General features: G+C 70.3%; 17 protein-coding genes. 14 read left to right on the forward strand and 3 right to left on the reverse strand.

The genetic code is table 11. From position 1 onward, the window contains the following. The first annotated feature begins 12 nt into the window (after nt 1–12). The 12 genes from ctaD to ACSMXO_RS25315 all read left to right on the forward strand — a co-directional run bounded on the left by ctaD (nt 13) and on the right by ACSMXO_RS25315 (nt 12088). The gene (gene ctaD, locus ACSMXO_RS25260) at nt 13–1938 is read left to right on the forward strand and encodes a cytochrome c oxidase subunit I (RefSeq protein WP_455414040.1); all 1926 of its coding nucleotides are present in this window, start codon (nt 13–15) and stop codon (nt 1936–1938) included. Continuing rightward, complete coding sequence (locus ACSMXO_RS25265; protein ID WP_455414041.1) at nt 1935–2552, forward strand: cytochrome c oxidase subunit 3; 618 nt, start codon at nt 1935–1937, stop codon at nt 2550–2552. The genes ctaD and ACSMXO_RS25265 overlap by 4 nt, the downstream gene beginning before the upstream one ends. Then, the gene (locus ACSMXO_RS25270) at nt 2552–2950 is read left to right on the forward strand and encodes a hypothetical protein (RefSeq protein ID WP_455414042.1); all 399 of its coding nucleotides are present in this window, start codon (nt 2552–2554) and stop codon (nt 2948–2950) included. The genes ACSMXO_RS25265 and ACSMXO_RS25270 overlap by 1 nt, the downstream gene beginning before the upstream one ends. Next, complete coding sequence (locus tag ACSMXO_RS25275; protein ID WP_455414043.1) at nt 2938–3909, forward strand: cytochrome c oxidase assembly protein; 972 nt, start codon at nt 2938–2940, stop codon at nt 3907–3909. Before ACSMXO_RS25270 ends, ACSMXO_RS25275 begins: the two co-directional genes overlap by 13 nt. Continuing rightward, entirely contained in the window at nt 3906–4301 is a 396-nt protein-coding gene (locus ACSMXO_RS25280; protein ID WP_455414044.1) for a c-type cytochrome, read from the forward strand. The genes ACSMXO_RS25275 and ACSMXO_RS25280 overlap by 4 nt, the downstream gene beginning before the upstream one ends. Nucleotides 4302–4432: 131 nt before the next feature. Beyond that, entirely contained in the window at nt 4433–5230 is a 798-nt protein-coding gene (gene qcrC / locus ACSMXO_RS25285) for a cytochrome bc1 complex diheme cytochrome c subunit (protein WP_455414045.1), read from the forward strand. Nucleotides 5231–5261: 31 nt separating this feature from the next. Next, nucleotides 5262–6119, forward strand: a complete 858-nt coding sequence (locus ACSMXO_RS25290) for a QcrA and Rieske domain-containing protein (protein WP_455414046.1) — start codon at nt 5262–5264, stop codon at nt 6117–6119. Continuing rightward, entirely contained in the window at nt 6116–7897 is a 1782-nt protein-coding gene (gene qcrB / locus ACSMXO_RS25295; protein ID WP_455414047.1) for a cytochrome bc1 complex cytochrome b subunit, read from the forward strand. Before ACSMXO_RS25290 ends, qcrB begins: the two co-directional genes overlap by 4 nt. Nucleotides 7898–7965: 68 nt before the next feature. Continuing rightward, nucleotides 7966–8130, forward strand: a complete 165-nt coding sequence (locus ACSMXO_RS25300) for a hypothetical protein (RefSeq protein WP_455414048.1) — start codon at nt 7966–7968, stop codon at nt 8128–8130. A 174-nt stretch (nt 8131–8304) separates the two neighbouring features. Next, nucleotides 8305–9903 (forward strand): radical SAM protein, encoded by a 1599-nt coding sequence (locus tag ACSMXO_RS25305; RefSeq protein ID WP_455419308.1) that lies wholly within the window; start codon nt 8305–8307, stop codon nt 9901–9903. Then, complete coding sequence (locus tag ACSMXO_RS25310; protein ID WP_455414049.1) at nt 9900–10706, forward strand: class I SAM-dependent methyltransferase; 807 nt, start codon at nt 9900–9902, stop codon at nt 10704–10706. Before ACSMXO_RS25305 ends, ACSMXO_RS25310 begins: the two co-directional genes overlap by 4 nt. Further along, nucleotides 10703–12088, forward strand: coding sequence for a dihydrolipoyl dehydrogenase family protein (locus ACSMXO_RS25315; protein WP_455414050.1), 1386 nt, complete (start codon nt 10703–10705; stop codon nt 12086–12088). The genes ACSMXO_RS25310 and ACSMXO_RS25315 overlap by 4 nt, the downstream gene beginning before the upstream one ends. A gap of 172 nt (nt 12089–12260) precedes the next feature. On the opposite strand, the gene ACSMXO_RS25320 is transcribed toward ACSMXO_RS25315, so the two are convergent. Continuing rightward, nucleotides 12261–13910 (reverse strand): cellulose binding domain-containing protein, encoded by a 1650-nt coding sequence (locus ACSMXO_RS25320; protein WP_455414051.1) that lies wholly within the window; start codon nt 13908–13910, stop codon nt 12261–12263. Between the two features lie 191 nt (nt 13911–14101). Here ACSMXO_RS25320 and ACSMXO_RS25325 point away from each other — a divergent pair, with 191 nt between their 5' ends. Next, nucleotides 14102–15166: an AfsR/SARP family transcriptional regulator gene (locus tag ACSMXO_RS25325; protein WP_455414052.1), complete on the forward strand. Its 1065-nt coding sequence runs from the start codon at nt 14102–14104 to the stop codon at nt 15164–15166. An 806-nt stretch (nt 15167–15972) separates the two neighbouring features. Next, nucleotides 15973–18111: a sialate O-acetylesterase gene (locus ACSMXO_RS25330; RefSeq protein WP_455414053.1), complete on the forward strand. Its 2139-nt coding sequence runs from the start codon at nt 15973–15975 to the stop codon at nt 18109–18111. A gap of 26 nt (nt 18112–18137) precedes the next feature. On the opposite strand, the gene ACSMXO_RS25335 is transcribed toward ACSMXO_RS25330, so the two are convergent. Then, complete coding sequence (locus tag ACSMXO_RS25335; RefSeq protein WP_455414054.1) at nt 18138–18323, reverse strand: DUF202 domain-containing protein; 186 nt, start codon at nt 18321–18323, stop codon at nt 18138–18140. Continuing rightward, nucleotides 18320–18502, reverse strand: coding sequence for a YidH family protein (locus ACSMXO_RS25340; protein ID WP_346262176.1), 183 nt, complete (start codon nt 18500–18502; stop codon nt 18320–18322). The genes ACSMXO_RS25335 and ACSMXO_RS25340 overlap by 4 nt, the downstream gene beginning before the upstream one ends. Nucleotides 18503–18553 lie beyond the last annotated feature (51 nt).

The following is an 18553-nucleotide window of genomic DNA, read 5'->3' on the forward strand; positions in this document are numbered from 1 at the left end:
GAGCCGGATGCCATGTCGTCCAGCACCGCACAACACGACGCCGCGACCCAGGCGCGCGAGTCGCTGGCCCGACACTGGGCGGAGCCGGCCACCCTGCCCGCCTGGTTCACCACCGTCGACCATAAGAGGATCGGGCGCCGGTATCTGGTCACCGCGGCGGTGTTCTTCGCGTTCGCCGGGATCAGCGCGCTCGCCATGCGGACCCAGCTGGCCGGACCGGAGGCGCAACTGCTGTCGCCAGGCGAGTACAACCAGCTGTTCAGCATGCACGGCACGGCGATGATCTTCCTGTTCTCGACGCCGATGCTGTTCGGGTTCGGCAACTTCCTGATGCCGCTGATGCTCGGCACCCGGGACATGGCCTTTCCCCGGCTGAACGCCTTCGGCTACTGGGTGTTTCTGTTCGCCGGGCTGTTCATGTGGGCCAGCGTGCCGGCCGGCGCCGCGCCGAACGGCGGCTGGTTCGCGTACGTGCCGCTGACCGACGAGCGGAACACCCCCGGCCTGCACCTGGACGTCTACACCCTCGGTCTGCTCTTCCTCGGCATCTCCACCACGGCCGGCGCGATCAATTTCATCGTCACCGCGCTGAAGCTGCGCGCTCCCGGAATGTCGCTGAACCGGGTGCCGATCTTCGTCTGGGCGATCGTCGCCACCTCCTTCATGGTCATCTTCGCGCTCCCGGTGCTGAACCTGGACAACGCCCTGCTCTTCCTCGACCGCCGCTTCGACACCCGCTTCTTCGAACCGGAGCGGGGCGGGAACGTCCTACTCTGGCAGCATCTGTTCTGGATCTTCGGCCATCCGGACGTCTACATCATCGTGATGCCCGCCCTCGGCATCGTCTCGGCGGTGCTGCCGGTCTTCTGCCGGCGCGGCATCGTCGGCTACCCGCTGATCGTGTTCTCGATCGTCGCCATCGCGATCATCTCGTTCGGTGTGTGGGTGCACCACATGTTCGCCACCGGCCTGCCGCAGCTGTCGTACGGCTTCTTCAGCGCCGCCAGCACCATCATCACCATCCCGTCCGGTCTACAGATCTTCGCCTGGCTGGCCACCATGCTGCTCGGTCGCATCGTGCTGAGCGTGCCGTTCCTGTTTGTCCTCGGCTTCCTGGTCACCTTTGTCATCGGCGGCTTCACCGGCGTGATGTTCGCGTTCACCGCCTTCGACCAGCAGACCACCGACAGCTACTTCGTGGTGGCGCACTTCCACTACGTCCTGTTCGGCGGGGCGGTCTTCCCCATCCTCGCCGGGATCTACTACTGGCTGCCCAAGATGACCGGCCGGATGTTCAGCGAGCCGCTCGGCCGGTGGGCGTTCTGGCTGGTCTTCGTCGGCATGAACCTCACCTTCTTCCCGATGCACCTGTCCGGGCTGCTCGGCATGCCCCGGCGGGTCTACACCTATCCCGGCGATCTCGGCTGGGACCCGTGGAACCTGGCCGCCACCATCGGGGCGTACCTGCTGGGGGTCGGGTTGCTGCTGGTGGCGCTCGGCGTGGTACACGCGTTGCGCCGCGGCCGGCCGGCGCCGGACGACCCGTGGGACGGCGACAGCCTGGAGTGGACCACCAGCTCGCCGCCGCCGGCGTACAACTTCCCGGTCCTGCCCCGGGTCCACAGCCTGCATCCGGCCTGGGATCCGCGGACCGCCGAGTCGACCGGCGCGGGCGCGACCGAGGACCGGATCCTGGCCGACGGCCACCAGGCCGTGTTCACCAGTGAATTCGACGGCCACTACGAGCGGGCGGTGGAGATGCCGGAGCCGACGTTGCGACCGCTGGTCACCGCCGTCGGCCTGCTAGTCGTCTTCGTCGGTCTGCTCTTCGCCTGGTACTGGGTCGCCGCCGCCGGCGGTCTCCTCGCCGCCGGCACGCTGGCCGCCTGGCTCTGGCCGCCCCGGCGCACGCCGGAAGAGGCAGGGGTGCCGGCATGACCACCCGGAGCATGCACCTGGCCCTCGGCCCGCACGGGCTCGCCACCGAGGAGCCGGTCGGCCGGTCGACCGCGTGGTGGGGGGTGATGCTCTTCATCACCACCGAGAGCACCCTCTTCGCCGCCCTGTTCGGCAGCTACTTCTACCTGCGCTTCCAGCACGGGGCGCCATGGCCGCCGGACGGGATCGCGGAGCCGGAACTGTTCCTGCCGCTGATCATGACCGGGGTGCTGGTGCCCAGCAGCCTGCCGTTGCTCTGGGCCGAGGCCGGCATCCGACGGGGTCGCCGCTGGCAGCTGCGGGCCGGTCTGCTCGCCACCCTGGTCATGGGTGGCACGTTCCTCGGCCTGCAGGGTATGGAGTACTCCGAGATCCTGCGGGAGTACACCTTCACCAGCAACGCGTACGGGTCGTTGTTCTACACGATCACCACCTTCCACGGTGCGCACGTCACGATCGGCCTGCTCATGGTCGGCTGGCTGCTGATCGCGTCGATGCAGGGCAGTTTCGGCGCCTTACACGAACGAGTCCGGATCGTCGCCTACTACTGGCACTTCGTCGACGTGGTCTGGGTGGCGATTCTCTGCACTGTCTACCTCTCGCCGAGGCTGTGATGACCGAGCGACTGTCGCCCCGTACCGCCCTGTCCGGCGGGCTGCTGCTCTGGTTCGCCGTACTCGGCGGCGTGCTCTCCTGGACCGTGCACTCGTTGGCCGCCTGGAGCATCGACGAACTCACCTGCGAGGCCGGGCACGACGACCTGGCCGGGTTTCCGCTGACCGGCGCGATCGCCCTGACCGTGCTCGTCCCGGCGGCCGGTGCCGTGGCCGCGCTCGCCCTCTCGGTCCTCGCCTGGCGGCGCACCCGGGCCGACCTGCCGTCCGGCGGCGAGCGGTCGGTGGGCCGGACGCACCTGCTCGCCTTCGTCGGACTCTGGCTCAACCTGCTGGCGCTGTCCATGATCGTACTCGGCGGCGTGGCCGCCCTGGTGCTGCCGCCATGCCAGCGGTGACCGGTTGGCCCGCCCCGGGCACGCCGCTGGCCCACGGCGGCGCGACGGAGCAGGCGTGGACGAACCTGGGGCTGGTCACCGTGCTCGCGCTGGTCAGCGCCGGGTACGGCCGGGGGCTGCACGAGCTGTGGAGCCGACGCGGCCCCGGCGCGGTCGTCGCCCGGTGGCGCGCCGGGGCCTTCGTCCTCGGCGTCGGTGCGCTGCTGACCGCCTCGACCGGGCCGATCCACGAGGTGGCCGAGCGCTCCTTCGCCGGACACATGGCGCAGCACATGGTGCTGCTGGTGGTGGCCGGCCCGGCGCTGGGCGCCGCGGCGGTCGGGCTGCCCCTGGCGCTGGCCGCGCCCCGGCGGCTGCGTCGGTACTGGGCCCGGTGGCGTGCCTCGACCGTCGGCACGTGGCTGCGCCGGCCCGGCGGCCTGGCCGTGCTGGCCGGTGTCCTGCACGGCGCCGTGCTCTGGGGCTGGCACCTGCCCACCCCCTACCGGCTGGCGACCGAGAACGGGTTTGTCCACCTGGTCGAGCACGCCTCGTTCGTCGTGGCGGCGGCGCTGCTCTGGTCGGTGGTGCTCGGCACCGGCCGACACCGGGTTGAAGCCCCGGTCGCCGTGTTGCTACTGGTTGCCACGATGCTGGTGGCCTCCGCCCTTGGTGCGGCCCTCACCCTCGCGCCGGTTGCCGTCTATCCGGTCGGCACCCTGGCGCCCGGAGGTGGGGATCCGCTCATCGACCAGCAGCTCGCCGGCCTGCTGATGTGGATTCCGATGGACGTGGTTGTGCTGGTGGCGGCGGCGATGGTGTTCCTGCGCTGGTTCACCGGCCTGGACCGGGTCTCGCCACGCACCACCGGACTGTCACCCGGTGACCGGTTCGACGGGGACGGGCCGGAGCCGGCCGGTCGGGGCGGAACGACCGACGGGCCGCCGGTGGGTCCGGCGGTCGGGAGGGAGACTCGATGAACCGGAGCCTTCCGGGCTGGTCCCGGTCACCGTTGCTCGTGGTGCTCACTGCGCTGGCCGCCCTGGCCGCGTGCGCCCGGGTGCCGCCGCCACCGCCGCCGGAACTGCGTGAGGGACACCCCGACCGGGGGGCACGCCTCATCCAGCAGTACGGCTGCGGCGGTTGCCACGCCGTGCCCGGAGTGGATCGGGCGGACGGGCTGGTGGGGCCGCCGCTGGACCGGTTCGGCTCCCGGTCGTACATCGCCGGCGCGTTACCGAACAGCGCGGAGAACCTGATGCGGTGGATCCAGGACCCGCAGTCGGTGGAACCGGGTACCGCGATGCCCGATCTTGGGGTCACCGCGACCGATGCCCGAGACATCACCGCGTACCTGTTCACGCTGGAGTGAGGCGAGCACGGGTGAGTTGGCGAACGACAACAGCGCCGGGGCCCGTGGCGGGCGCTGCGGGCGGCCCACGTACCCGGGTGCCCGGCCCTGCTTCGGCATCCGGCCGCCGACTGCCCGGCCGACGCCGCCTGGTGATCGCGACCGTACTGGGCCTCGCCGCCGGGCCGGTGCCACTCACCGGACACGCGGCGCCGGCCCCCACCCCGACTCCCGGCGCCACCCCGACCTCCGCCGGCCCGGCGTCACCGGGCCCGACCAGCGCCGCGCCGGCTCCGCCGGCAGACCCGGCGACCGCCGGGGGCACCGATCTCTACCTGCGCAGCTGCGCGAGCTGCCACGGCCCCACCGGCCAGGGCAGCCAGCGCGGACCGGCCCTGGTCGGCGTCGGCCCGGCGTCGGTGGACTTCCAACTCAACACCGGCCGGATGCCGCTGGAAAAGGAGGCAGCCCAGCCGCCGCACCGCCGGCCCGCCTTCTCGGCAGACGAGATCCGGGCCATCGTCGCGCACGTGCGCAGCTTCGGCGGCGGCGGTCCGGAGATACCGTCGGTGGCTCCCGGCGACCTGCGTGACGGCCGGGAGCTGTACCTCGCCACCTGCGCCGCCTGCCACTCCGCCACCGGAATCGGCGCGACCCTGACCAACGGGTTCGTCGCCCCGTCGCTGGAGGGGTCCAGCCCGATCCAGGTGGCCGAGGCGGTCCGGGTCGGCCCTGGGCTGATGCCCGCATTCCCGGAGGGTGTGCTCAGCCAGGAGCAGGTCAACGCGCTGGCCAGCTACGTCCAGGAGCTGCGGGGCGACAAGCTGGACGAGGGCGGGGCGCCGTTGGGTCGGCTGGGTCCCACCACGGAGGGGCTGGTGGCCTGGGGGATCGGACTGGTGCTGCTGGTCCTGGTCGCCCGCTGGCTCGGTAGCAGGGCGGGCGAATGACGACCGAACGGGGACAACCGTGGTGAGCCGGGTGGACGGGCCACGTCCCGGCGAGCGGACCGCGTCCCGGGTCATCGGCGTCGCGTTTGGCATCAGCACGCTCGGGGCGGCCGGCTTCGCCATCGTGTACGCCACCGGTGGGCAGACCCAGCTGGAGGGGATCTGCCTGGCGGTCGCGTTCGCCGGGCTCGCCGCCGGACTCGGCGTGTGGTCCCGTCGGCTCCTGCCCACCGGCGGCTACGTCGAGGAACACGAACCGTTCGACTCGCCCCCGGCGGAACGGCACCTCGCCGACGAGGCGCTGCTCGGACCGGAGAGCCCGGCCCGGCGTGGTGGGCTGCTGGCCATGCTCACGCTGGCCCTCGGTGCGTTGGGCGGGGCGGCGCTGTTTCCGCTGCGTTCGTTGCTGCCGTTCGACCGTGGCCGGCCGGTCCACGAGTTGCGGACCACGCCGTGGGCCGCCGGTGTCCGGCTGGTCCGCTCCGACGGCACTCCGGTACGGCCCGACGACGTGCCGGGCGGCACGATGCTGCCGGTCTTTCCGGAGGGGCACCGGAACCGGGGCGATGTGCCGGCCTTCGCCGTCCGGCTGGACCCGGCCCGGTTCACCGTGCCGCCACCAGGCGGGGACGTCGGCGGCATCGTCGTCTACTCCCTGCTCTGCACCCACGCCGGCTGCCCGGTCGCCGTCTACATCCAGGGGACCGCCCGGATGCTCTGCCCGTGCCACCAGTCGAACTTCGACCTGCTCGCTGGTGCCCGACCGATCGCCGGCCCGGCCGCCCGGCCGCTGCCCGGCCTGCCGATCACTGTGGACGCTGCCGGTTTCCTCACCGCCACCGGCGACTTTACCGCTCCGCCCGGGCCTGGATTCTGGAGCCTGAAGTGATCACCCGCTGGTTGCTCCGCCGGCTGGCCCGCACCGTCGACGACCGGCTGCGCACCGCGCCGGTGCTGCGCAAGGCGCTCGCCAAGGTCTTCCCCGACCACTGGTCGTTCATGCTCGGGGAGATCGCCCTCTACTCGTTCGTCGTGTTGGTGCTGACCGGGGTCTTCCTGACCCTGTTCTTCGAACCGAGCACCGCGGAGACGGTCTACACCGGCTCGTACGAGCCTCTGGACGGCTCCCGCACCTCCTCCGCGTACGCCTCGACGGTGCGGCTCAGCTTCGACATCCGGGCCGGCCTGCTGATGCGGCAGACTCACCACTGGGCCGCGCTGCTCTTCGTCGGCGCGATCGTGCTCCACCTGCTACGGATCTTCTTCACCGGGGCCTTCCGCAAACCCCGCGAACTCAACTGGGTCATCGGGGTCACCATGTTGGCCCTCGCCCTGTTCAACGGCTTCACCGGCTACTCCATCCCGGACGACCTGCTCTCCGGCACTGGGCTGCGGATCCTCTACTCGGTGGCTCAGTCGATCCCGCTGGTGGGCGAGTGGCTGGTATTCCTCGCCTTCGGCGGAGAGTTCCCGACCGAGCAGATGGTGCCGCGGATGTTCGTCGCCCACGTGCTGCTCGTTCCCGCCGTGCTGGCCGCGCTGATCGCCGCACACCTCGGCATCCTGATCCGGCAGAAGCACAGCCAGTTCCCCGGTCCCGGACGGACCGAGAACAACGTGGTGGGTTCGCGGTTCTGGCCCAGCTACACCCTCCGTACCCTCGCGTTGTTCGCCTGGGTCCTCGCGGTGACCTTCGCCCTCGGCGGCCTGGCCCAGATCAACCCCGTCTGGATCTACGGACCGTTCGAGCCGGACCAGGTGACCTCACCCGCCCAACCCGACTGGTACATCGCCTGGGGTGACGGGGTGCTGCGACTCTTTCCAGCCGTCGAGTTCCGGGTCTTCGGGCATCTCGTCCCGTCGCCTTTCCTCCCCGGAGTGCTGTTCGGCGGCCTCACCTTCCTCGGCCTCTACCTCTGGCCGTTCCTCGAACGCCGGCACGGTGGCGACCGGCTGTCGCACCAACTGCTCGACCCGCCCCGCGACCACCCGGCCCGGCTCGGCGTCGGCGTCGGCGTACTGACCCTCTTCACCGTGCTGCTCGCTGCGGCCGCCGACGACATCATTGCCAAGATCCTCAAGGTTCCCGTGCTGGACGTGCTCTCGATCCTGCGGGTGCTCGCGCTGGCGCTGCCAGTGCCCGTCGGTGTGATGGCGTATCTGGTCGCCCGGACGCTGCCGGTCAGCGGTGGTCGAGAGCGCGGCGAGCTGAGCCGAGCGGACGTGCCGCGGGTGCGGCGGTCGAGCGGTGTGGGAAGTCGGACAGACAAGGTGGCAACGGGCGAAAAGCTGAGGTCACCCCCGGAAAAAGTGAAGCCTGCTGGACACGTTGGTCTCGACGACGAGACACGACCGGCCGGTGGTGGCGGCGGGGGCGCCCGGATCGAACTGTGGCAGGAACAGTCCGGCGTCTGGCGGTGGCGATACCGCGAGGAGAAGGTATCGCTCGTCGGCAACCAGGCCCACCTGTCCCGGCCGGAGGCGGAGCAGGCGGCGGAAACAGCCTACGGGAATCTGCCGGTGCTGCAGGTGGAAGCGCCCGGTCGACTGGTCGCCGCAGCGATCGGGGCAGCGGAACGGGCAGGACGCACGGTTGGTCGTACCGGCGGATTTCTAGCCCTGGCAGTCTTCACCTACTGGCGAAACCGCCGCTCTCGACGTGGCTGACCTCGACTGAGCGCCTCCACGTCGTCCGTAAGCGTCGTCAAGTATCCGGCGGCGTAGCGTTCAAGGGCATGTGGCTCCGTACGGTGCTGGGCGCGGTGTACACCGCGATGGCGGTGGGGCAGATGGTCTCGTGGTCGCGGATGCCGGACATGCTGCTGGGGTACGCCGCGCTGTTGGTCCGCGTGGCGCGCCGCGCTCGCGCCCGACCGGCGGCGCAGCCCGTCCCGGGGTGACTGAACGGCCTCTCCCAATTCAACACAACCAGGGGCCGCAGCCCGGAGAATCGGACACGTCAACACATTCGTCGACCAGGCCGGGGCCGTGGCAGGACGGTGCCGGCGACACCCGTCACCGCGAGGAGTCCCATGACCGCCGTCGAACCCGCTCCCGCAACCTCCGCCCGGCCGCTGAAGCGGGACCGAGACGAGATCTTCATCGAGTACACCAAGTCCATCTGCCCGGTCTGCAAGTTCGTCGTCGACGGCCAGGTCAACATCCGCGACGACAAGGTGTACCTGCGCAAGCGCTGCCGTGAACACGGCGAGTTCGAGGCGCTGGTCTACGGCGACGCGCAGATGTACCTGGACTCCGCTCGGTTCAACAAGCCAGGCACGATCCCGCTGACGTTCCAGACCGAGGTCCGGGACGGCTGCCCGTCGGACTGCGGGCTGTGCCCGGAGCACAAGCAGCACGCCTGCCTGGGCATCATCGAGGTGAACACCGGCTGCAACCTGGACTGCCCGATCTGTTTCGCCGACTCGGGCCACCAACCCGACGGATACTCCATCGACCTGGAGCAGTGCGAGCGGATGCTCGACACGTTTGTCGCCAGTGAGGGCGAGGCGGAGGTGGTGATGTTCTCGGGCGGCGAACCGACCATCCACAAGCAGATCCTGACCTTCATCGACGCCGCGCAGGCCCGCCCGATCAAGGCGGTCAACCTCAACACCAACGGCATCCGGCTGGCCTCCGACCGGCTGTTCGTCGCCGAGTTGGGGGCGCGCAACCGGCCCGGCCGGGCGGTGAACGTCTACCTGCAGTTCGACGGCTTCGACGAGCGCACCCACCGCGAGATCCGAGGCCGCGACCTGCGCGAGATCAAACAACGGGCGTTGGACAACTGCGCCGAGGTCGGACTCACCGTCACCCTCGTCGCTGCGGTCGAGCGTGGCCTCAACGACCACGAACTCGGCGCGATCGTCGAGTACGGCCTCGGCCACCCGGCGGTGCGCAGCGTGTCGTTCCAGCCCGTCACCCACTCCGGCCGGCACGTCGAGTTCGACCCGCTGACCCGGCTGACGAACTCCGACATTATCCACGGCATCGCCGCGCAGCGCCCCGACTGGTTCCGCGCCAGCGACTTCTTCCCCGTGCCATGCTGCTTCCCCACCTGCCGGTCGATCACCTATCTACTGACCGAAGGCACCCCGGGCATGCCCGGGTTCGGCCTGGTGGCGATCCCCCGGCTACTCAACGTCGCCGACCACCTCGACTACGTTGCCAACCGGGTCATGCCGGACAGTGCTGTGCGAGAGGCCCTCGAAAAACTGTGGTCCGCGTCGGCGTTCATGGGCACCGACTCCACCAGCGAGCAACTCTCCGCCGCGGCGGCCGCGCTGGACTGCGCCGACGCCTGCGGGATCAACCTGCCCGAGGCGATCGCCGACCTCGATGAGCGCGCCTTCATGATCGTTATTCAGGACTTTCAGGACCCCTACACGCTCAACGTCAAACAGTTGATGAAGTGCTGCGTGGAGGAGATCACCCCGGACGGGCGGCTGATCCCGTTCTGCGCGTACAACTCCGTCGGCTACCGGGAGCAGGTCCGCGAACAGATGTCCGGGGTACCAGTCGCCGACGTGGTGCCCAACGCGCTGCCCCTGCGGGCGGTGCTGGCCGACTCGCCGTACGGATCGAAGGTCGCCGCCACCACCGACGGCGCCGGCGCGGCGGGCAGTCGGCCGATCGCGGCGGACAGCACCAATGTCGGCGGGCGGCTCCGATGAACCAGCCGATGCCGGCGCTCCCCGCCGCCGAAACCAAGGCCTGTTGCGCCGCCGCCTACGGCTCGGACCTGGTAGCCCTGCTGCTCGGCGACTCCTACCATCCGGGCGGCCTCGTGCTGACCCGGCGCCTGGTCGACCGGCTCGCCCCGCGCCCCGGGGCGGCGGTGCTCGACGTGGCCGCCGGGCGGGGCGCCACCGCCCTGATGCTGGCCGCCCAGTACGGGGCAGAGGTCACCGGCGTCGACCTGTCCGAGGCGAACGTGACCGCGGCGGGCGCGGCAGCCCGGGACGCCGGGCTGGCCGACCGGGTCCGCTTCACCCACGGCGACGCCGAACGCCTCCCGACCGGCGACGGCGCGTTCGACGCGGTCGTGTGTGAGTGCGCCTTCTGCACCTTCCCCGACAAGCCGACCGCCGCCGCGGAACTCGCCCGGGTGCTGCGCCCCGGCGGGCGGCTCGGCATCACTGACGTCACCGTCGATTCCGGCCGGCTCCCGTCGGAGCTGACCGGCCTCGGCGGCTGGATCGCCTGCATCGCCGACGCCCGCCCCCTCGATGAGTACGCACGGATCCTCACCGCCGCCGGCTTACGGATCACCGGCACCGAACGCCACGACGCCGCAGTGACCACCATGCTCGACCAGATCGAAGCCCGCCTCACGCTGGTCCGGATGACCGCCCGTAACCAGGCCGAAGCGGCCGGCCTGGACTTCGACCGGGTTCCCGACGTGCTGGCCGCCACCCGCGCGGCGGTCGGTGACGGGATCATCGGCTACGGGTTGATCGTGGCGGAGAAGCCGTGACCGAGGGCTACGACCTTGTCGTCATCGGCGGCGGCGCCGCCGGCCTCGGAGCCGCTCGGGCCGGCGCGGGTGCTGGTGCCCGGACACTCTTGGTCAACGATGGCCCACCCGGCGGAGACTGCACCTTCACCGGCTGTGTCCCGTCGAAGGCGCTGATCGAAGCCGCCGCCCAACGGCTCACCTTCCCGGCCGCCGCGCAACGGGTCCGCGACGCGGTCGCCACCATCGCCGCTACGGAAGACGAGGCCGCGCTACGTGCCGAGGGCGTCGACGTCCGGCGCGGCCGGGCAAGGTTCACCGCGCCGAACCGCCTTGACATCGACGGCATCAACCTGCCGGCTCGCCGGATCGTCATCGCCACCGGCGCGTCCCCTGCCATCCCCCCGTTTCCCGACCTCTCCCACGTGCCGTACCTGACCACCGAAACCGTCTTCGACCTGACCGACCTGCCCCGCTCTCTGGCGGTGCTCGGCGGCGGCTCGGTCGGCTGTGAACTCGCCCAGGCGTTCGCCCGCCTCGGCAGCCGGGTCACCCTTGTCGAACCGGCCGACCGGCTCCTCGCGGCCGAGGAACCGCACGCCTCCCGCGTCATCGCCGACGTGTTCGCCCGCGAAGGCATCGACGTACGTGTCGGCACCCGTGCGCTCGACGCCGCCACAGGTCCGGCCGGGGGCGTCCGGCTCACCCTCGACAACGGCTCCGACGTCACGGCCGACGGACTCCTCGTCGCCACCGGCCGCCGCCCGACCATCGCCGGGCTTGACCTAGAGCGGGCCGGCGTCGCGGTCGACGAGCACGGCCACATAGTCACCGACCACCACCTCGCCACCACCACATCCGGGATCTACGCCGCCGGTGACGTCACCGGCCTCTTGCCGTTCACCCACGCCGCGTTCGCGATGGGGCGTCTCGCCGCCGGCAACGCCCTGTCCCGGCGCCGCCACCGCTACGACCCGCGCGCCACTCCCCGGATCACATTCACCGATCCCGAGGTCGCCCACGTCGGCATGACCAAAGCCGAGGCCGCCGCCCACGGTGCCCGGGTGGCGTACCTACCGATGAACGAGATGGACCGTGCCATCACCGCAGCCGCGACCGACGGCTTCATCCAACTGATCGCCGGACCACACCGTCTGCTCCGCAACCTCGGCGGCGGACGCGTCCTCGGCGCCACCATCGTCGCCACCCGCGCCGGCGAGATGATCCACGAACCAGCCCTGGCCATGGCCACCGGCATGTTCACCGGCCGCCTTGCCCAGGCCACCCACGCCTACCCCACCTGGTCCTACGGCATCCAACTAGCCACGGCCCAGTTCTTCACCACCATCGGCGGACGCAGCGCGAGACCGGCCCGAGCCGGCGACCGCCCTTCCCGGTTCTGACGGCCTCGCTCCGCCCCACCCCGGACGGTTTGTGTCCCGTCTCGGTGGAAGTGGTCCGACGCTTCACCGGGTCCTTCGCGGTCCGGCTGATCCGCTGCAACACGTTGAGGCGACCGTACTCCGGAAGCGCCCTGGTAGGACGCTTCCGGAGCATTTCGTGCCCGTCAGCCGGTCAGGTCGTGGTGCACAACTGGCCGTTCAGTCTGAACGCCGTCGGGTCGGCGTTAGTGCCGGAGTAGTTGGCGTTGAAGAAGGTTTGCACGCTCGCTCCGACGCCGAGGAAACCCGGCGTGCCCGCGTTCAGCGTGACGTTCTGCCCGGTCTGGGTGAACGAGCCCGGCCAACTGCTGTTGATTTGCTGGGTGCCGGGGAACGAGAACGTCAGTTGCCAGGTCGACAGGGCCGGACCGCTGGTGTTCGTGATGGTCAGGTCGGCGTTGAAGTTGTTGCCCCAGTCGCTCTTCGTGTACGCCACTGTGCACGAGGGGGCGGGGGGCGCGGTCTTGATGAGGAAGGCGCTGTTCGCGATGTTCCAGTGGGTGTCCAGGTAGCTGCCGGCGGGCGGGCTGACGTTGAAGTAGTCGTCGCCGTTGCAGTCGATCTGGTGCGGGACGCCCCCCAGGCAGGTGTCCACCGGAACGGTCAAGGGGTCCTCGTCGTCGTAGCACATCATGTCGTATTGGTCCCAGCAGTGGCTGGTGGCAGTGGCGTGCGGGGCGCTGCTCTGCACCGCCCCCAGGGTGTGCAGCAGCTCGTGGGCCATGGTGCTCCATGAGAAACAGCCGGCGTTGCGGAGGCCGACGAACGCGTGCCCGTAGAGATTGGTGTTGTTGTTGTGCAGGTTCGACGGGCCGGGCGAGTCGTCGTCTTCGCGGCCCCAGGCGTCGCCGCACCCGGTGCCCTCGTACCAGATGGCGTACTTACGGTCCACGCTGTTGTATCCGTTGGCCCTCAGCGAGTCCAGCACGCCGAACAGGTTGCCCATGATGGACTGCGGGACAACGACGCTGGTGATCGTGGGAAGGCAGTTGGCGTCGGTCACCCATCGCACCGCGCGGTACGCGTCCGGTCCGCCGGTGCGCCGCGCCGCCTCCAGGAACTGCTCGTCGATCCGGGCCGGGATGTCGAGCAGCGTGGAGCGCAAGTTGGGCAGGTCGTCCGGAGTCGCGTCGCCACGTACGTAGAGCATCTGGACGCGCTTGCCGGAGACGCCGTCGCCGTCGCAGTTCACCGTCGCGGCGGACGCCGGTGCGGCGAGGGTGCCGACGGCGCCCGTCGTGACCAGCGAACCGCCGGCGACGAGGCCCAGGATGAGCAACGCGCGCAGCCCTGCGCGGCGTCGGGATGTTGGGGTCAGCGATCGTGATCGCACGTTGGTGTCCCCTTCGTGAGATGCCACGCACTGGGTTGTGTGCGGCCCGGCCGGACTGGCCAGGTCGCACGGTACGAACAGGATGAATACGGAACCGATATTTTTCGTACAGCTATCGCGCTGGTCGCAGGCCGACGTCGCCGGCTGGCCGTCCCGCGGTCGCGACGCCGTCGACCCAGGATCGTGCGCGCGCCAGCGGCGCTCGTCCACACGCACATAGGCGACTTCCACCGATGCGAACGCGCCGCCACTGATGCGACCTTGGTCATGTCCGGTCCCACTGACCTGAAGGAGACATCTCTCGATGAGGACCATGGACAACACAGTTCCGATCACAGGCGGCACCTCGGGCATCGGGCTCGCCTGGGGCTGCGCCGTCGTGTGGGCGGCGACAAGGTGATCATCGCTGAACGGAACGTGGAGCTGTCCGACCAGTTCACGACCGACCACCCGGGAGTCGAGACGCTCGTCCTCGACGTCGCCGATCCCACGTCGATCACCTCCGTCAGGCGTCGTTCGTACCAATCGCCCCGACTCACAACGTCGCCAAGACGGCAACCCACAGTCGAAACGTTCGGTAAATGTTCCTTCGCTACTGTCGGATGCGGTGGGGAAAAGTTTCGCGGGACTGGGGAGCGGTAGTGAATGTCCACGTCCGTCTGCTTGGCCCGGTCGAGATAGTTCGGGACGGTGTCGCGGCCACACTCGGCCCGCCAAAGCAGCGCACGGCGGCGGTGATGCTCCTCGTGCACGCCAACCAGCCGGTCTCCATCGGCCGACTCGTCAACGAGGTCTGGCCCGACGAGCCGCCGCCCTCGGCGGTGGCCAACATCCGTACGTACCTCAACCGGCTCCGGGCGCTCTGCCGCGACTCACCGGCACTCTCCGTACGTCGATGTACGGGCGGGTACGCGCTTGACGCGGTACCCGATGCGGTCGATCTGGATCTCTTCGCGACGCGGACCGCGTGTGGCGATGTTGCCTTGGACAAGGGCGACATCGCCGCCGCCGCGACGCAGTACGCGGCGGCGCTGGACCTGTGGCGGGGCGAGCCGTTCGAGGGGGTGCCGCTCGGACCGGTCCTCGACGCGGCCCGGGCCGAGCTGAGCGAGCGTCGTAACGCGGTCGTCGAGCGGCACGCCGAACTGCGGCTGCGGCTGGGCGATGCCGCCAGCATCGTGGCTCCGCTGCGCCGGCAGGTCGTGGCGGAGCCGTTACGCGAGTCTGGGTGGCGGCTGCTCGCCATCGCGCTGTGGCTGAGCGGCAACCCGGCGGCGGCCTTGGAGACGCTCGGTGACGCCCGCGCCGTGCTCGCCGAGGAGCTCGGCGTCTCGCCCGGGCCGGCCCTGCGCGAGCTGTACCGCGCGGTTGTGAGCGGCGACGACGCCGCGGTGCGGGCGAATGTCGGGCCGGCCTCGCCGGGCATGGTGGAGCACGAGGCGGATCCCATCCGCGCACTCGTCGCCCAGCTCGCCCACGAGCTGGGTATGCTGCCTTTGCCTGGAATTCTCATCGCCAACAGCGGGCGACAAGGATCCTCCGGCGTTTCCCATCCGCACGGGCGGGGACGTGTGCCAGGCAGGGCTTCCGCCGCAACGCGGTCCTGCGATGCTCGACAGGCTCGCCGACCAGATCATCGTCCAGTTGCCGACGGGGCCGAGTCGGGATGCTCTCGGGATTCGTCGCCGGCTCGAAGGGGATGTTGAGGCGGGGGGCGTACCGGTTGCGCAGATAGCTAGTAGTGCTTTGTCCCGTTTTGCATAGGTCGCTGTCTGTTGCTGTGGCGACTCGTCGGCTCCAGTGTGGATCTGCGGGCAGTGGGACAGCCAACGCCATCACCATGGCGGACGGCAACAATCTTCGGACCCGCACGTACCGGACCTCCAGCTTGACGATGGGTTCAACCCATCTATGTGTCGGCGACCGCCGGATGGTTACCGCGAAAAGCCGCTCCTGTCTCAAACACGGTGGCGGCGGTGGACGCGGACGGGCCTTGTGGTCGGGCGTAGGGCTGTCAAGACCATCCCAGGGCTGGGAGCCGGTGAAGGGCGGCCTCGACGTCGGGGGCGGCCGCGCCGTCCGCGTCGATCCACGGCGACCAGTTCTGCGTAGCGGAGAGGTCCAGACGCGCCACCATCTCGCCTTCGCCGTGTCAGCTCCATGCTGGTTGGTGGCCAGCGGGTCCGTAGCCGGCAGGTGCCGGAAGACGTAGATGTCCGACGGGAGCACGTCCGGCAGGTGGGTCGCGTCGCCGGCCAGGACCATGCCCTGCACGGTCCCACCGGCCGGTTCGCGCGTTGCAGGTTCGCCTGGGCCAGCCGCACCCGGTGCGGTGAAAGGATGATCAGGGACCCGGAGTTTCCCGACCCGAGCCGTCCGGCGCGGAACACCGGACCGGTCATCGCTTGTAGATCATCATTGGCCGCACAGCGCGGCCACTCATGTGCTTCTTCCTGGTTGTGTGGCTAGCGTGCACAGGCACCCCGGGATCAAAGCCCATGGAGGAGTGTCCATGCCGCGACGTCGGTTCAACACCCACCTGCCAGCCGCCGGGTGCGCTGCCCTGGCACTCGTCGCGGCAACCGTTGCCGCCCCCGACGTCGCTGCCGCTGAACCAACCACCAGCGACGTCCGGTCCACGTCCTGCGACGCCGAGGCCGCGGGTTACCGGCCGGTACGCGGGCTCGACCTGCCCACCGCCGCGAACTGGCAGGAGGCGACACCGCCGTACACATTCGACGAGACCGCAAGCGTCGCCGGTGGTTTCGACCGGGTCGGCTACTGCCTGGAACTCACCACCGAAGCGGGTACGAATTGGGTGTGGACGTCGATGGAGGCGCTGAGCGGCAACCCCGACGACGTCGGCCTGCCGACCCGGATGGAACGGTCGCGGCACCAGTTCGTCGACGACCTGACGGTCGCCTCCAACGTGCCCGGCGTACCGGAGGTCGACGGCGGCTCCGGCTGGGTCGAGATGTGGCCCAACCAGTACGACGCGACGGGTTCGCGGCAGGTACCGGGAGCCTCCGAGACCGTCCGCGATGCCGACGACGCAGTCCTGTGGGCGAACGGGTACGGCTCGTTCCAGGTGCACGCGTTCGCCGACGCGGGCGACGCCCGTGGCCCGCGGACCGCCTACGCTGCGACCGCGACTCCGGTGCTGGCCGTCAATGCCTTCACCACCGCCGGTCCTCAGACGATGGACGTCGGCATCGGCGCCAGCCCGGGCGGAAACCCCGACTGGACGTTCGCCAGGAACGCCGGCGACTACACCGCCCGGCGGCTCACCTTCTACGCCCGGCCCTCGCTGGCCCGGGTGGACGCTGCCCCGATTTCGCGGCAGGTGGTCCCGCGCCCGGGCCGAACCGCCACCAGCGTGCCGGTGCGGGTCAGCGGGGTGGCACTCGACCCGGACGTCACCGCGGTCGAGCTGCGGACCACCCGCGGCGGCCGGCAGACGACCCGGCGGGCCGCCGTGTCGCCGGCGGCACCCCGGTTCTCGTTCACCGTCTCGCTGCCGGTGGCGCTGACGTCGACCGATCTGGAACTTGTCGCGCTCACCGCCGACGGCCGCAGCCACCGCTTCGGCCGCGCGGTCGACGTCGTCGCCGGTGACGTCATCGTGGTGCAGGGACAGTCGAACGCGCAGGCCGGCCAGCAGCCGAACTCGACGTCGTCGGAGGCGGACCGGTCCCGGTGGGTGCGTACCTTCGGTACTTCCAACAACAACAACTCGCGGCTGGCGGCCGCCATCGGCGGCTGGACCTACGCCATGGGCGACAACGTCCAGCGGGTAGGGGCGATCGGACAGTGGGCGGTCCGGATGGGACAGCTCATGTCGGCCGAACTCGGCATCCCGATCGCCATCGTCAACGGTGCCCGTGGTGGCCAGCCGATCAGCTACTTCGCGCGCAACGACAACGCTCCCACCGATGGTGCGACCAGCTACGGGATGCTGCTGCAACGCCTCGCCCGGGCCGGCCTGGCCGGGCCGGACGCCATCGACGTCATGCTGTGGTACCAGGGTGAGGCCGACCGCGACGACGCAGAGGTACACGTTGCCGGGTTCACCGAGCTGGTCGCGGACTGGCGCCAGGACTATGGTGCCAAGCTGCCGGTCTACGTCCACCAGGTCCGCAGCTCCCCCTGCGACCAGGCGACCCCGGTGGCGCTGCGGGACGCCCAACGGCGGCTGCCGGACACGATCGACAACCTGCGGGTGCAGTCGACGACCGGCCTCAACGGCCACGACGGTTGCCACTTCGACTACATCGACGGCTACCGCACTCTCGGTGAGCACAACGCCACCATGCTCCTCGACGACCTGTACCGTCCGGGCGCCCCGAGGGTGGCGCCACCGAACCCCAGAGCGGCACACCGGATCGACGACAACCCGAATCGGCTGGTGGTGAACCTCCGCTCCCCCGCGCGCCCGCTGACCGTCGAGGATGGTGCGGCCGCGGACTTCCGAGTACCGGGCACCGTCGTGGAATCCGTGCGCTGGCAACCCGGCCTTGGCCTGGTACTGACGCTGGACCGGCCGGTACCCGCCGACGCCACCGTGGCGTACCTCGCCCACCGTCGCGCCGGTCCCCGTGTCATCGATGGCCTCGGTATGGGGCTGCTCGCCTTCCAGCTCCCCGTCGAATAGCACCATGACCGTCGTCATGCCGGGTTTCACGTGTGGTGCCCGGCATGACGACAGTCAGTCGTCCCGACGACCACCGGGTGGGTCGGCAGCAGGTGCCGGACCAACCCGCACACCAGGACCGCGCCGGCCAACGCCGTCCGCGACCAGGCCAACGCGGTCCGCTCCGGCTGAACCTCCGGGCTCCACACCCGGGCGTCGGCATCCCGCCTCACCTGAGGACCGCCAACACCAGCACTACACCGGCCAGGCTCAATCCGGCCGCCATCGCGATGCCGAACACCATCGCCGGCAACGGCCGACCATGCCGCAACGCCCGCTCGCTGAGCGCCCACCGCAGGAACGCGAAAGCGGGCACGACGGCACCCGCTCCCACCGACACGACGGCGGCCACACCAACCGCTCCCGGGCCGTCCAGGCACCAGCCCGCGCAGCCCCGGGTTCA

The organism is Plantactinospora sp. DSM 117369, assembly GCF_053764795.1.